Below are 15,521 nucleotides of genomic sequence, written 5' to 3' on the forward strand. Positions count from 1 at the left end.
AAGGGGTTTGTAAAAACATGGAAATTAAAGTAACTTGTTGTAGTATTCAACAACTAGAGCTTCGTTAATTTCTGGTTCCATTTCATCACGTTCTGGAAGGCGAACAAGTGAACCTTCTACCTTGTTGTCATCGAATGAAACAAAGGATGGGCGGGATACAACTGCTTCAAGTGCATCCTTAACTTGTTGCAGGTTCTTTGACTTTTCCTTAAGACCAATGGTTTGACCAACCTTGACTTCATAGGAAGGAATATCAACACGCTTGCCATCAACAGTGATGTGACCGTGGTTAACTAATTGTCTAGCTTGCTCTCTAGTAGTAGCTAAACCTAAACGGTAAACAATACTGTCTAAACGACACTCAAGCAGAACCATAAAGTTAGTACCGTGTTCACCTTCACGGATCTTGCCGGCACGTTTGAATAAAGTTCTAAATTGACGTTCATTTAAACCATACATCCAACGTAGCTTTTGCTTTTCATGTAATTGTTCACCATATTCTGATAAACGACCACGTGAATTGGGACCGTGTTGACCAGGGGCGTAGTTTCTACGACTAAGCTCCTTGCCAGTACCTGAAAGTGAAATTCCTAATCTTCTGGAACGTTTCCAACTTGGACCTGTATATCTTGACATAAAATCCTCCAATAAAATCTGATAACAGTTTTTGGAGTAAAATAATTACGTATAAGTTTAACATTCGTGCATCTTAATTTTCATTTTCGCCTATTGCAGCGTCGGTTACTCGTTCACTAAAACGTATTAAGATGTTGACGTTCTTGCCACTTATAGCTGCAAATATTTTACACGTTCTATATTATAGTTGTATTACCTTATTAAAGCAAGGAAAATAGCAATTGCTTTAATATTTAATAATTTAACTAGAAAAAATAAAAAGGTGGTAGCAACTTGTTAATACTAGTATACTGCTTTTAATTAAAGAGATATTTATAAATATCTGATCGCACGATTTTATTTAAATAACGAATTTTATTGGCTTGAAAAAACTCTTGACCACAATAATGTAGAAGTTTGGTATAATTGGGGTAGTTTTGGAGGAAAATTATGTCACCAACTCAATCCATAGTTGTAATCATTGCAATTTTAATCATCATTATAATTATAGCCGCTATGTTAATAATCAATCGCCGCCAATTAAGGCAAATTCTTGAATTAGACGATTTGATTACCAAAATTGATAAAATGCATTTAGAAACAGATATTGTCAATCTGGATAAAATGGATTTAGCCGGTGAAAGTTTGACAACATTAACTACTTGGCGTAAAAACTACGAGCAGGCATTGGCTAAAAAGATTCCTGCAGCGCAGAACTTTCTTGAACAGGCTGCTGAGCAAAATACACACTATCACTTATTTAAAGCTCATAAAAGTATTAAACAAGCCCGTGAAATCATGGATCCAACTTATAAAGATGCCAAGAACACTAAGGAAGTATTCACAGAATTACTTGAATCAAACCGTGAGAATCAAAAAAAATATAACGACTTGTTCAATGGCTTTAAAGAAATGCGTAAAGACATTCTGGCAAATTCATATGATTATGGTGCTGCTCTGGATCAGATTGAAAACGAATTGACAAATATTGAAAATGACTTTTCGGAAGCCAAGAGTTTGACTGCTCAAGGAGATCAAGTTGAAGCAAAACGTATTTTGTCAAAAATTAAAGCTGCTTTGACTAACATTAGTTCTATCCTGCCCGAAATTAGGAATGCTCGTCACCAACTCAATAAAGTTTTTCAAGATCAGTTGAGTGAATTGTCCGACAGTTATAAGAAGATGATGTCTTCTAAGTATTACATAACTCAGGTAGACGTTTTAGCTGAGATTAAAAAAATCAGAGGACAAGTAGCCGATGCAAATAGTTTGCTAAAAGAGCTTAAAGTTTCCGAGTTAAAAGAAAAAAATGCTGAAATCAAAAAAGAGATTTCTGCTCTTTATGATATTTTAGCTAAAGAGTATAAAGCAAGACCATTTGTAGAAGAGAATCAAGATAAAATCCAGCGTCTTCTTGCTCACGAACAAGTGGAATCAAAAAAATTAGTAGCAAAATTGCGTCATATTGATGAGAGTTATGAGCTTACTCATAATGAACTTGCCACTAGTAGAAAGTTGGAACAGGAAGTTAGTGATATGGAGCGGCAATATACGGTCGATACCCAAAATGTTGCTGATGGTAAGGGAGTTTATTCCAAAATTAAGTCATCGTGGTTGAGTATGTTGGAACGATTGCGTGAAATTAGTGCACAGCAAAAGAAAATGTCCCAAGACGTTGATGGTCTTTATGATTCTGAGAATGTAGCCAATGATTCGATCAACCGCTTTAAACAGGAAGTTTCTCTAGTTTATCGCCGCTTAGAACGTAAAAAAATCCCTGGTAATCCTGATACCTTTGTGCAAATGTATACTTTGGTTGTCAACGAGATTGGTCACGTGGCCAAAGAATTGAGTCAAGTAAGGCTGAACATGGAAAAGATTTCTCAGGAATTAATTCAAATTTCTGATGATGTTGAAAGGTTAAAACGTGAAGCAGATGACATAATTAATTCTGCAGATCTAGTTCAGCTAACCTTGCAATATTCTAATAAATATTCCAATAATGGTTCCATTAAAAGCGCTCAGAAAAAGGCAATGCAACTGTATGAACAGGATTATAACTATAAAGATGCTTTGGACACCATTGCAACTGCTATTGAAAAAGTTGAGCCAGGTTCATATCAACGCTTAGAAAATTTGTACTATTCTGATAAGAAAAATAGCTGATGGATATTATAATTCTGCTGAAAAATATTTAGCTTTAAAATTAAAAAAACAATTTTAAAGCTTTTTTAGTGCTCATGAATAAATAATTGAAGCTGACAAGAATTTAAGTTACAATTTATAAGTTAATAGCTGACCATGTAGTGTTTTTGGAGGGGGAGAAATTCCGTGATTTACTTTGATAACAGTGCCACGACTAAGATTGATCCTGCTGTTTTAGCCACTTATGATAAAGTAGCTCAAACCATTTGGGGCAATCCATCTAGTTTACATAAATTAGGAGACCGTGCATTTCAACTTTTAGAAAGTTCACGTAAGCAAATTGCCAGTCTTTTGGGCACAAAACAGGATGAAATTTTCTTTACCTCTGGTGGAACTGAGTCAAATAACTGGGCAATAAAAGGAACCGCTTTTCAAAAACGGGAATTTGGCAAGCATCTCATTACTTCAAGCGTGGAACATGCTTCTGTTGCCAATGCTTTTAACGCTTTAGAATATATTGGCTTTCGTGTAACCCATTTACCTGTTGATAAAGAAGGGCGTGTTAGCGTAAACGATTTACGTAATGCCTTAGATTCTGATACAACTTTAGTTTCAATAATGGGCGTTAATAATGAAATTGGTGCTATTCAGCCAATTGATGAAATTAGTGATTTATTAACTAACTACCCGACCGTGAGTTTTCATGTAGATAATGTGCAAGCATTAGGTAAAAATATTTGGTCTCGTGTTTTTACTCCTCGTGTTGATTTTTCCAGTCTGTCAGCGCATAAATTTCATGCACCACGAGGTACCGGAATTCTTTATAAAAAAGAGGGCAAGATGCTTGCTCCCTTGCATGATGGTGGCGGTCAGGAAAAAGGTTTGCGTTCAGGTACTGAAAACTTACCGGCAATAGCAGGGATGGCTAAAGCAGTACGTTTGCTTTTGGAAAATGAACAGGAAAAAGCTCAACGTGAGGCTGAAATTAAAGCTAAAATAGTGAAGTATCTCCAAGATAAGCCAGGAATCACTATATTTTCACCATTGAATGATAACTTTGCCCCTCATATTTTATGTTTTGCCCTTGAAGGTATTCGAGGAGAGACTCTTGTTCATACACTCGAAGAGTATGACATTTATACTTCAACTACTTCGGCCTGTTCTTCCACTAAGACTGATCAAGCCAGCACATTGGTGGCAATGCATGTTGATGATAAAGTAGCAACAAGTGCGATTCGTCTTAGTTTTGATGAAACTAATACTCTTGCCGAGGCAGATGAATTTATTAAGGTCTTTGATAAAATTTACCATCATTTTGCCAGAATTAATCATTTAGGAGAATAATTTTTTATGAAATATACTGAAATAATGGTACGTTATGGTGAGCTGTCAACTAAAGGGAAAAATCGTAAAGATTTCATTGGCCGCTTAGCTGGTAACGTGACTAAAGTATTGCGCGATTTTCCGCAAGTCGAAATACACCCGCGGCATGACCGCATGCACATAGTTTTAAATGATGCACCTTTTGCAAAAGTCGATAAACGTTTAAAAAGGGTTTTTGGTATTCAAACTTATTCACCAACTATCAAAGTTGAAAAGACTTTGGCAAAAATTGAAGAAACTGCTCTAGCTTTAATGAAAGAAACTTTTAAAAAGGGCATGACTTTTAAAGTCAACACTAAACGCAGTGATCATCAATTTTTATACGATACCAATGAGTTGAATAAAATGGTGGGTGATTATCTCTTTGATAATATGGAGAATTTAAAGGTAGAAATGAAACACCCTGACATTGTCCTGAGAATTGAAGTACGCAAGGATGCTGTCTATATTTCGAATCAGTTACTTCGCGGTGCAGGGGGAATGCCAGTTGGAACTGGTGGTAGGGCAGTTATGATGCTTTCTGGCGGAATTGATTCGCCTGTAGCTTCATATTTAGCTCTAAAGCGTGGTGTTGATATTGAAATGGTTCATTTTTACAGTCCGCCATATACTACTGAAAAAGCGCTAAATAAGGCTAAAGAATTAACTGGAATTCTTGCTAATTATGCAGGGAAGATCAATTTTATTGCCGTGCCTTTTGCGGAAATTCAGGAAACCATTAAGGAAAAAATTCCTGAGGGTTATTTAATGACTGTGCAAAGAAGGTTCATGTTGCAGTTGGCAGATAAAATAAGAGCTAAAAGAAGAGGCCTAGCTATTTTTAACGGTGAATCCGTTGGTCAAGTGGCTTCGCAAACTTTGGAATCAATGGCTGCAATTAATGATGTGACGACCACACCAGTTGTCAGGCCAGTTGCCACGATGGATAAAACTGAAATTATTAATTTGGCTGAAAAAATTGGTACTTTTGATTTATCAATTCAGCCATTTGAAGATTGCTGTACAATTTTTGCCCCTCCTCGTCCCAAAACTAAACCCAAAATCGATAAAGCACGGGAATTTGAAAATCGTTTGGATGTTGAAGGATTAATTGACCGCGCTCTAGCTGGTATACAAGTAACTTCAATTTATCCTAATGATAAGTTTTTAGCAGATAAAGCGGCAGAAGATGCTGCACTACTGTAAAAAACGTGTTATAATACGCCCAAAGCAATAATTGAGAGGTATTAACCTTATAGATAGAGAAAGGCTGATAGTGGTGAAAGGCCGAATGAAGGTTAATTGGTAGCTCAATTGGACTGATTGGCTGAACTAACAGTAGGCTGATCCGGCAAATTCGCCGTTATCATTATTAAGAGAGGCAGAATTTTTTCTGCTTAACTTTAGGTGGTACCGCGGTTAATCACATCGTCCTAGACATTTTGTCTAGGACTTTTTTATTGGGAGGAGAACTATGACAGATTTAGCACCAAAATATGACCCACGCGAGGTTGAACAGGGTAGATATCAAAAGTGGCTTGATCAAGATTTATTTAAGCCATCTGGAGATAAAAAGGCACATCCGTATGCAATTGTTATTCCGCCACCAAATGTTACTGGTAAGCTTCATTTAGGTCATGCTTGGGATACAGCAATTCAGGATACATTAATTAGATTTAAAAGAATGCAGGGTTATGATACCTTGTATCTTCCGGGAATGGATCATGCCGGAATTGCAACTCAGGCTAAAGTTGAGGCTAAATTACGCAAACAGGGTAAAGACCGTCATGAAATGGGACGTGAAGCTTTTGTTAAACAAGTTTGGGACTGGAAAGATGAGTACGCTGCTATTATCAAGAGTCAGTGGGCAAAATTGGGCCTGTCACTAGATTATTCACGTGAAAGATTTACATTAGATAAGGGTTTGTCTAAAGCTGTTCGCCGCGTCTTTGTTCAACTTTATAATGAAGGATTAATTTATCGCGGGGAATACATTATCAATTGGGATCCTGAGCTGCAAACAGCTCTAAGCGATATCGAAGTTATTCACCAAGACGATAAAGGCGCTTTTTATCATATTAAATATCCGTTTGCTGACGGTTCTGGCTTTGTTGAAATTGCAACTACTCGTCCTGAAACTATGTTCGGTGATACTGCCGTTGCTGTGGCACCGGGGGATGAACGCTATAAAGATCTTGTCGGCAAAGAATTAATTTTACCGCTAGTGGGACGTCACATTCCAATTATTGAAGATCAACACGTTGATCCTGAATTTGGTACTGGTTTAGTAAAGATTACCCCTGCTCATGATCCTAATGACTTTTTAGTCGGTAATCGTCATCACTTAAAACGGATTAACGTGATGAATGACGATGGCACTATGAATGAAAATGCCGGTAAGTATGAAGGCATGGATCGTTTTGAGTGCCGTGAAGCATTAGTTAAAGACCTAAAGGAACAGGGCTATTTGCTTAAAGTTAAGCCGATTGTCCACTCTGTTGGACACTCAGAGCGTTCTGGTGTTCAAGTAGAACCTCGTCTATCAACGCAATGGTTTGTTAAGATGAAGCCATTAGCTGAGGCAGCTTTAAAAAATCAAGAAACGAATAATAAAATTAGTTTCATTCCAGAAAGATTTGAACATACATTTAAGCAGTGGATGGAAAATATTCATGATTGGGTAATTTCACGTCAATTATGGTGGGGTCACCAAATTCCCGCTTGGTACAATAAAAAGACGGGCGAAATGTATGTTGGCGAAGATGCCCCAAAGGACATTGAAAATTGGAAACAAGATCCTGATGTATTAGATACTTGGTTCTCCAGTGCTTTATGGCCATTTTCAACCATGGGTTGGCCAGATGAAAACTCCGCTGATTATAAGCGTTATTATCCAACTAATGCTTTAGTTACTGGTTATGATATTTTGCCATTCTGGGTTGCCAGAATGATATTCCAAGGTTTGCATTTTACGCATCAACGTCCATTTAAAGATGCTGTTTTTCATGGTTTAATACGTGATGAACAAGGACGTAAAATGAGTAAATCATTGGGTAACGGAGTAGATCCAATGGATGTAATTGATGAATATGGTGCCGATGCTTTACGCTGGTTCTTGCTTAACGGTACAGCTCCAGGTCAAGATACCCGTTATAATCCTAAACAATTGGCATCTGCTTGGAACTTTATCAATAAGATTTGGAATGCCGCCAGATTTGTCATTATGAATTTACCAGAAGATGCACAATCTGCTCATATGCCAGATACAGCTAAATTTGATTTAGCAGATGGTTGGATTTTTGATCGTTTAAATCATACTGTTAGTGAAGTTATTCGGTTATTTGATGACTATCAATTTGGAGAAGCTGGTCGTGAATTATACAACTTCATTTGGAACGACTTCTGTGACTGGTACATCGAAATGGCCAAAGTAGCTTTGAATGGTAATGATCAAGAATTAAAAGCAAGAAAACAAGACAATTTGATCTGGATTCTTGACCAAATCTTACGTTTATTACATCCAATTATGCCATTTGTAACTGAAAAGCTTTGGCTCTCAATGCCACACGATGGTGAGTCAATTATGGTGGCTAAGTATCCTGAAGTACATGCTGAATTTGAAAATGAACCAGCTCGTCATGACATGGCTTTCTTAATTGAAATTATTAAGGCGGTACGTAACATTCGCAGGGAAGTAAATGCTCCATTATCTTCTTCAATAGACATCATGATTCAGTTAGAAGACGCAAAGAATGAGAGAATTTTAACTGACAATGAAGATTACGTTAAGAACTTCTTGCATCCAAAGGAATTAACCATTTCAACTCAAATTGCTGCACCAAAACTTGCTAAAACTGCAGTGATTTCAGGAGCTCAGATCTTTGTGCCATTAGCTGATTTAGTTAATATTGCCGACGAAATCAAGCGCATGACCAAAGAAGAAAAAGATTTGCAAGCTGAAGTTGAACGCTCAACTAAGAAACTAAATAATCAAGGCTTTGTCGCACATGCTCCGGAAGCTGTGGTAAATAAAGAAAAGGCGAAAAAAGCTGATTATGAAAGTCAACTTCAAAGCGTTCAGGAAAGAATTCAAGAATTAAAGAAGAGTGAATAACGTGACTTTTACCAAAGCTCAAGATGTGATTAATTATTTATACTCACTTCCTAAATTACATGAAAAAGCAGATTTAACATATATTAAGACAATTTTGGCTATGTTAGGTAATCCGCAAGATCAGATAAAAACAATCCATGTTACGGGCACGAATGGTAAAGGCTCAACTTCTTACTATTTAAGTAATTTGTTGCAAAAGGCTGGTCAAAAGACTGGCCTTTTTGTTTCGCCCTACGTTTTTGAATTTAACGAGCGAATTCAGCTGAATGGTCAAAATATCAGTAACCAAAGTTTGATTGGAGTAGCTAATAAAATAGAGTCGGTTTTGACAAAAATTCGTAAAAACAATCCTGCTTTTTCATTAGTGACGTTTGAATATGAAGTAGTATTGGCATTTCTTTATTTTGCACAAGAAAAATGTGACTATGCTGTGATAGAAGTTGGCATAGGTGGTGAACATGACAAAACTAATGTTATTACACCTGAAGTCAGTGTGATTACTACAGTTGGACTAGATCATGAGCAAGTTATCGGACCAACTCTAGCAGATATTGCCCGTGAAAAAAGTGGAATAATAAAGGAAAATCGGCCAGTTGTTTTAGGTAATATTCCAAAAGAGGTGTTGCCTATTATTCAGCGAAAGGCTCAAAAAGAAAATGCTCTGGTTAAAAAACTTGGATCCGACTTTAATGTTTTACTTCAAGAAAATTTGGAGTATCAAGATCAAATTCAAAACATTTCTTTTTTACCCAGGCCGCTAGTTGAAGGTTATGATATTGGGATCGCTGTTCAAGCCTTTAGCTTATTAAATCTGTCACTTCCTGCTTCAGAGCTAGAAGATACAATAAACCAAACAACTGTGCCTGGACGTTATCAAATCTTGCAAAGTAATCCTTTAATTATCCTTGATGGTGCACATAATATTCAGGCAATGCAAAATCTGCTAAATTTTGCTCACTTTAAGCAGGAAAAAAAGCAAGGCAAAATTAGAGTATTAATTATGATGATGAAAGATAAGGATATTGAGCAAGTTTTTAAACTGTTTAAACCAGCAGATGAAGTTCACTTAACTACAATCGACTATCCGCGTGCAGCTAAAAAAGAAGACTATCCGGTATGGATTCAAAAAAAATATCAGTATCACGCTGACTGGCGAACTTCTTATCAAGATTTAAAGCATAAGAGTCAAACAAATGATATACTGCTAGTAACAGGATCATTTTACTTAGTTGGGGATATTTTACAAATGGAGATAAAAGATGCGCGTTCAAGGCATTAAGGATGATATCACAGGCATTTTGTTTGATATGGATGGCTTGTTGGTAAATTCCGAAAATTTATACTGGGAAGCCAATATTCAGGCTGCTAAGGAGGCAAATCTAGGTACGCCCGATGATATTTATCTTAAATTAGTTGGCTCGACAACAACTGATATGAACGATTTTTACCTGCAATATTTTAAAAATAAAGAACAACGTGACCAATTTATTAAACGTACTGATGAACTAGTATGGCAGTGGACTGAACAAGGTAAATTAAAGTTAAGACCGGGGGTGCAAAAAGCTCTTGATCACTTTCAGGCTGCCGGGTTGCCTATGGCTGTGGTAACCAGCAATTCTGAAAATGTGGTAGAGCATAATTTATGGGCCACAGGTACGCGTAACTATTTTCAATTTCACTTAAATTATGACGATGTCAAAAATAATAATGTCAAGCCTAAACCTGCACCAGATATTTATCTTTTGGCAACCCAAAAATTACATGTTGCCCAAAATAATATCTTAGCGTTCGAAGATTCTTCTCCTGGCTTGCTAGCCGCTGTTAAAGCCGGCTTGAAATGTGTGATGGTGCCTGATTTAATTCCAGCTACTGCCGAAGATCGTCAGAATGCGGTTTATGTTTGTCAGGATTTCTTTGAATTTTTACAAAAAGTTAGTTAGTTTTGGCGTATATAAATAGTGAAAGGAATGATTTTATGGAATTAATAAGGTCTCATCACTATTTAATTAAAACTGACTGGGAAATGCTGAACAGCTTTTTTGGAGAATTGAAAGAACATGGAATTGAAAATTTTGATGAACTTCTTGTTAAGTTGGAAGAATTAAAAATAAGAAATGCCAATGATCTGCTTAAATATGTTTCTGGCGGTCAATGCTGTGACAGCCTGGCGCTTTTGAGCGAAGGATTGCTCGAAAGATTGCGCTCAGCAGTATCAGACCGGGAACTTATTATGACTTCAAGCGACGAAGTCGGTACTTATTTATTAGATAAATTTGCAGGACATAAGCAAGAAGAACTATGGGCAATCTACATAGATAACAGTAATCATATAATTGCTGAAAAGAAGTTGTTTCAAGGTACTTTGGATAAGTCAATTGCGCATCCCCGGGAAATTTTCCGTTGGGCAGTTGTTTATGCCTGTGCCGGCTTCTTTGTGGTGCATAATCACCCTAGCGGTAATTTGTTACCTTCAAAAAGTGATATTGAACTCACTGAGATGCTTCATGAAGCAGCAAAACTATTTCGGATTGAATTTCTTGATCATTTCATTGTTGGTAAAGGAAATTACTTTAGTTTCTGTGAACAACAATTATTTTAAAATCATCTTAAAGTTACGTTCCATTTTCTTTTTTAAGTTGCACTTTATGCTATAATTATTCAAGATTTAGAGACTGCGATAATAAGGAGAGATTTACGTGTTTGGATTAGGAGCAAAAAATATTGGCATTGACTTAGGAACTGCCAATACTCTTGTTTATATGGAAGGTAAAGGGATTGTTTTAAGAGAGCCTTCTGTGGTGGCAAAAAACACCCATACCGGTAAGGTAATTGCGGTAGGCTCAGAAGCAAGAGAAATGATTGGCAGAACACCAGAAAGTATAGTGGCTATTAGGCCAATGAAAGATGGCGTAATTGCTGATTATGATACAACTGCCTCAATGCTTAAGTATTTTATCGAAAAGACTGTTGGCAATTCCAAACCTTCAGCTATGATTTGTGTACCTTCTGGTGTAACTGAAGTTGAAAAGCGGGCAGTGATTGATGCTGCCCGTGTAGCTGGAGCACGTGAAGCTTTTGTAATAGAAGAACCATTTGCAGCTGCTATTGGGGCAGGATTGCCAGTAATGGATCCCACTGGCTCAATGGTTGTAGATATTGGTGGGGGAACTACCGATGTTGCCACTATTTCTTTAGGGGGAATAGTTTCTTCTACCTCAATCCGCCAAGCCGGTGATAAGTTCAATACGGCAATTGTGAACTATGTTCACTCTAATTTTAATTTGCTAATTGGTGAGAGAACTGCTGAAGATATTAAAATTCAGATTGGTTCTGCTTCAGTTGAAAAGGCTGAAGATATTGAAGCAGTCAATATTCGTGGCCGTGATTTAGTTACTGGTTTACCAAAATCAGTTGATGTAAAAGCAGTCGATGTTGCTCATGCTATTCAAGACGTTGTTCAGGACATTATCGTTGCAATTAAGGAAACGCTTGAACAGACCTCTCCTGAAATAGCAGCAGACGTTATTGATCACGGAATTGTATTGACAGGCGGTGGAGCTTTACTAAAAAACTTACCTGAGATTATTTCCGAAGCTACTAAAGTGCCAGTATTTATAGCCCAAGATCCACTAGATTGTGTTGCAGTTGGTACAGGTGAGTCTCTGAAAAATATTGAAGTAATGCGCAAAAATCGCAGATAATACTAAAAGTCGGCTGTTTTCGCCGGCTTTTCTTTAGGGACTGTTTCCAAATGAAGAAATTTCTACAAAACAAAAAATTATTATCGGCATGTATAGCAGTTATTTTGGCTTTTACTGTAATAGGAGGCAGTGTCAGCTTGCGTAATAGACGTGATACTCCTTTGATTATCCAGAGTTTTGGCAATGATGTGGTTGCAGTGGGAACAAGAATAATTGATTTTCCACTTAGTTTTGTTTCTGGTAGTTTAAATAATGTTCACGATTTGTTGAATACTCAAGATGAAAATAACTACCTCAAGAGCAAAGTTACTGACTTGGAACAAACAAAAGCTCGTAATGCTAGCCTGGAAGCTGAAAACAAACAACTTAAATCTGCATTAAAAGTAAAAAATACGCTTACTGACTATAATATTATTCAAGCATCTGTCATTTCTCGTTCACCGGACAGTTGGACAGACCTGTTGGTTATTAATAAAGGATCTACATCTGGCTTGCGTAAAAATATGGCGGTAATGTCCGGTGGTGGTATTATTGGTCGCCTAATAGAAGTCAATGCTGCTACTGCAAAAGTTGAATTAATAACAACTAGTGATAAATCAGCCAATCGTTTTGCAGTTGAAGCACAAGCCATTAACGGAAAGAAAGTTCATGGAATTATTACGGTAATAGGTAACAAGACACTAGCATTTACTCAGGCGGTCGACAGTAAAAAACTAAAGCGTGGTGCAAAAATTTACACTAGCGGATTGGGTGGTAATTCACCGAAAGGATTATTGGTAGGGACGATTTCTACTACAACCCATGATACATTTGGCTTATCTGATTTAATTAAAATTAATCCAGCAGGTGAATTAAATGATCCTTCTGTAGTTTCGGTTATTAAAAGGAAAGTGAACGACTAATGAAGTCTCTGCGAAAATTTAGTCTTGTTTTAGCTTTATATATTGCTTTAGCTATCAGCGGCAGTTTGTCTTTATTCTTTCACCGGTTCTTTTTAATTGGTAATGCTACAAACTTATTGGTACCTGTTAGCATGATGTTAATAGCACTTTTTGATGATACTAATCACAAAGAGATTTGGTTAGCTTTTGGTACTGGTGTAGTAAGTGACATTTATTTTTTTGGTATTATCGGTGTTTATGCCATTAGTTTACCTATAATTTGCTGGCTGTTGCAAAAAGCTGCCAGATTTTTACCAGAAGTTTTTTGGGCACGAATTTTAGCGATTTTAATCGCTTCTATTCTGGTTGAGGGCTATACTTGGCTTATTATGAATATGACAGGTCTGACGAGTATTAGTTCAATGAAATTGTTAAAAAGTATTTTGCCAACCTTATGCTGGGCATTTATTTTCGCTTCCGTTACTTATAAATTATGGTGGAATTTAGCTGTTAACTATCCCTTTATGGTAAATTTAGATAATTATCAACAATAAAAAACGTGAGACAATGATCTCACGCTTTTTTATTCGAAAAAGCCAAAGCTAGATAATGCACCAACAACTTGCATTACTACAGCAGCTAAAGTTATTATTGCCATTAGCCAGGCCATGGCAATTGTTAGCTTTTGAAATTTAGATCTCTTTTTCTTATGTCTTCTCGTCATTGATAGACCTCCCTGTTTGAACAATATTTTATGCTACTTAATAGTTTTTTTCAATCAGAGAGTAAGATAAAATAAAGAATAGATAATAGAGGATATAGCCAATGTTTTTAATTTTTTTGATACCTATTGTTGGTCTTGCTTTAGCTTTTCTTATTAATAAGATGTTTCCCAAGGCTCAATTTCGCGGATACGATTTATTACCATTCTTTTTTATATACGCATGTCACTTGATTACCCTGAAGCAGAAAAGGCCTGAGTTTTTGCCTTATGGTTTTTTTGTCTTCTTCATTTTAGTTATAATAATTGCTATAACTGAAGCAATTAAAAATAAGAATCTGTCCATAAGTAAAACTTTCCGCAAAATATGGGACTATTTAACTGTTAATACTATTTTTTGGTATTTAGGATTATTATTTTTAATGATATAGTCAAACTTTTTGAGTAAAAAAATTTGTTTTTTAAGATAAACGCAAACCTGTAGTGGTCTGCGTTTTTTACTTTTCGGATCATAAAAAAGAAATGTTAAACTTTATAACTAAAAAGTGGTAGGAAGTGGTGAATTGTGGTAAATTATTTAGTGGAAGGGGGCAATGTCATGTTCATGGGTGAATATCATCACAATCTCGACAGTAAAGGGCGTTTAATAATACCTGCCCGTTTGCGTAGTCAGATTGGAGAAAAAATGATATTTACTCGTGGAATGGAAGGTTGCATTTTTGGCTATACCACTGAGGCATGGCAAGAAATTGAAGCCAAACTAGCCCACCTTCCTTTGACTAAGAGGAATGCACGCAGTTTTACGCGTTTATTTTATTCTGGTGCAATGGAATGCGAATTTGATAAGCAAGGGCGTGTGAATCTGACCACAACGTTGAAGAAGCACGCTTGCCTTGTTAAAGAATGTGTCATTATAGGAGTTTCTGATCGAATTGAGATTTGGTCAAAGGAACGTTGGGAAAAATTTAGTGATGAAGCCAACGAGAACTATGATGATATCGCAGAAAATTTAGATGATTTGGAACTATAAACATGGAATTCAAACACACCAGTGTACTCTTACATCAAACAATCGAAAATTTAAACCCCAAAAATGGTGGTCTTTATGTGGACGCAACTTTTGGCGGCGGCGGTCATACAAAATACTTACTGAGCAAACTTGCTAGTGGTACCGTGATTGGTTTTGATCAAGATGAATATGCAATAAATTCGGCCAAGTTAAACTTTGCCGATTTACTTAAATCTGAAGCAGACCCTAAATTACAATTAGTACACGACAACTTTAGTCATTTAAAAATTAACTTAGTTGAGCTGGGTTATCAAAATGGCATTGACGGCATCTATTATGATTTGGGCGTTTCCTCTCCCCAATTTGATCAGGCAAAAAGAGGTTTTTCTTACCGCTTCGATGCCAGATTGGATATGAGAATGGATCAGGATCAAAGTCTTGATGCGTATCAGTTGGTTAATGACTCAAGTCAAAAGGAATTGGCTAATATTTTGTATAAATTTGGCGGAGAAAAGTATTCTCGCCAGATCGCTCATAAAATTGTCCTTAAAAGACAAAAAAAGCCAATTGCGACAACCTTTGAACTGGTTGATGTTATTAAGGAAGCAATTCCTGCGTTTGCAAGAAGGACTGGAGGGCATCCAGCAAAAAAGACTTTTCAGGCTTTGCGTGTTGCTGTAAACCACGAGCTTGATGCTTTAAGTACATCACTTGAGGAAGCGATCAAACTACTCAAACCGGGCGGTCGCATTAGTGTGATTACTTTTCAGTCTGATGAAGACAAAATTGTAAAAAATATTTTTAAAAAATACTCCGATGTTGAGGTACCTAGGGGAATGCCTGCTATTCCCGATGACTTGAAGCCAACGCTTCGATTAGTAAATCGTAAGCCCATTGTTGCTTCAGCTGAAGAGCTTAAAAATAACAATCGCTCACACAGTGCCAAGTTGCGGGTTGCAGAAAAATTGTAAAG

The 15,521-nt window shown here is 36.7% G+C and carries 15 protein-coding genes; 13 read left to right on the forward strand and 2 right to left on the reverse strand.

Annotated elements, in window-relative coordinates:
• Positions 1 to 24 precede the first annotated feature (24 nt).
• Complete coding sequence (gene rpsD / locus GYV61_RS00720; protein ID WP_046324725.1) at positions 25 to 636, reverse strand: 30S ribosomal protein S4; 612 nt, start codon at positions 634 to 636, stop codon at positions 25 to 27.
• A gap of 429 nt (positions 637 to 1,065) precedes the next feature.
• Here rpsD and ezrA point away from each other — a divergent pair, with 429 nt between their 5' ends.
• From ezrA to mreD, 10 genes are all read left to right on the forward strand, one after another.
• Positions 1,066 to 2,781 (forward strand): septation ring formation regulator EzrA, encoded by a 1,716-nt coding sequence (gene ezrA / locus GYV61_RS00725; protein WP_174794396.1) that lies wholly within the window; start codon positions 1,066 to 1,068, stop codon positions 2,779 to 2,781.
• A 165-nt stretch (positions 2,782 to 2,946) separates the two neighbouring features.
• Positions 2,947 to 4,104 carry an aminotransferase class V-fold PLP-dependent enzyme gene (locus tag GYV61_RS00730; protein WP_174794397.1) on the forward strand — a complete coding sequence of 386 codons (1,158 nt, stop codon included), beginning with the start codon at positions 2,947 to 2,949 and terminating at the stop codon, positions 4,102 to 4,104.
• A 6-nt stretch (positions 4,105 to 4,110) separates the two neighbouring features.
• Complete coding sequence (gene thiI, locus GYV61_RS00735; protein WP_174794398.1) at positions 4,111 to 5,328, forward strand: tRNA uracil 4-sulfurtransferase ThiI; 1,218 nt, start codon at positions 4,111 to 4,113, stop codon at positions 5,326 to 5,328.
• A 268-nt stretch (positions 5,329 to 5,596) separates the two neighbouring features.
• The gene (locus tag GYV61_RS00740; RefSeq protein ID WP_174794399.1) at positions 5,597 to 8,236 is read left to right on the forward strand and encodes a valine--tRNA ligase; all 2,640 of its coding nucleotides are present in this window, start codon (positions 5,597 to 5,599) and stop codon (positions 8,234 to 8,236) included.
• A 1-nt stretch (position 8,237) separates the two neighbouring features.
• Complete coding sequence (locus GYV61_RS00745; RefSeq protein ID WP_174794400.1) at positions 8,238 to 9,515, forward strand: glutamate ligase domain-containing protein; 1,278 nt, start codon at positions 8,238 to 8,240, stop codon at positions 9,513 to 9,515.
• Positions 9,496 to 10,176 (forward strand): HAD family hydrolase, encoded by a 681-nt coding sequence (locus GYV61_RS00750; RefSeq protein ID WP_174794401.1) that lies wholly within the window; start codon positions 9,496 to 9,498, stop codon positions 10,174 to 10,176. The genes GYV61_RS00745 and GYV61_RS00750 overlap by 20 nt, the downstream gene beginning before the upstream one ends.
• A 35-nt stretch (positions 10,177 to 10,211) precedes the next feature.
• Positions 10,212 to 10,835 carry a JAB domain-containing protein gene (locus GYV61_RS00755; RefSeq protein ID WP_174794402.1) on the forward strand — a complete coding sequence of 208 codons (624 nt, stop codon included), beginning with the start codon at positions 10,212 to 10,214 and terminating at the stop codon, positions 10,833 to 10,835.
• 97 nt (positions 10,836 to 10,932) lie between these two features.
• Positions 10,933 to 11,937 (forward strand): rod shape-determining protein, encoded by a 1,005-nt coding sequence (locus GYV61_RS00760; RefSeq protein WP_110446011.1) that lies wholly within the window; start codon positions 10,933 to 10,935, stop codon positions 11,935 to 11,937.
• A 50-nt stretch (positions 11,938 to 11,987) separates the two neighbouring features.
• Positions 11,988 to 12,839 carry a rod shape-determining protein MreC gene (mreC, locus tag GYV61_RS00765; RefSeq protein ID WP_110446012.1) on the forward strand — a complete coding sequence of 284 codons (852 nt, stop codon included), beginning with the start codon at positions 11,988 to 11,990 and terminating at the stop codon, positions 12,837 to 12,839.
• Positions 12,839 to 13,372 (forward strand): rod shape-determining protein MreD, encoded by a 534-nt coding sequence (gene mreD, locus GYV61_RS00770; RefSeq protein WP_110446013.1) that lies wholly within the window; start codon positions 12,839 to 12,841, stop codon positions 13,370 to 13,372. Before mreC ends, mreD begins: the two co-directional genes overlap by 1 nt.
• A 29-nt stretch (positions 13,373 to 13,401) precedes the next feature.
• On the opposite strand, the gene GYV61_RS00775 is transcribed toward mreD, so the two are convergent.
• Positions 13,402 to 13,542 (reverse strand): DUF4044 domain-containing protein, encoded by a 141-nt coding sequence (locus GYV61_RS00775; RefSeq protein ID WP_084619544.1) that lies wholly within the window; start codon positions 13,540 to 13,542, stop codon positions 13,402 to 13,404.
• Positions 13,543 to 13,643: 101 nt separating this feature from the next.
• Here GYV61_RS00775 and GYV61_RS00780 point away from each other — a divergent pair, with 101 nt between their 5' ends.
• The 3 genes from GYV61_RS00780 (at position 13,644) to rsmH (ending at position 15,519) form a co-directional block, all read left to right on the forward strand.
• Entirely contained in the window at positions 13,644 to 13,970 is a 327-nt protein-coding gene (locus GYV61_RS00780; protein ID WP_110446014.1) for a DUF3397 domain-containing protein, read from the forward strand.
• A gap of 167 nt (positions 13,971 to 14,137) precedes the next feature.
• Complete coding sequence (mraZ, locus tag GYV61_RS00785; RefSeq protein WP_110446015.1) at positions 14,138 to 14,569, forward strand: division/cell wall cluster transcriptional repressor MraZ; 432 nt, start codon at positions 14,138 to 14,140, stop codon at positions 14,567 to 14,569.
• 2 nt (positions 14,570 to 14,571) lie between these two features.
• Complete coding sequence (rsmH, locus tag GYV61_RS00790) at positions 14,572 to 15,519, forward strand: 16S rRNA (cytosine(1402)-N(4))-methyltransferase RsmH (RefSeq protein WP_174794403.1); 948 nt, start codon at positions 14,572 to 14,574, stop codon at positions 15,517 to 15,519.
• Positions 15,520 to 15,521 lie beyond the last annotated feature (2 nt).

Origin of the sequence: Lactobacillus melliventris, from assembly GCF_013346935.1 — a bacterium.
Lineage (GTDB): Bacteria > Bacillota > Bacilli > Lactobacillales > Lactobacillaceae > Lactobacillus.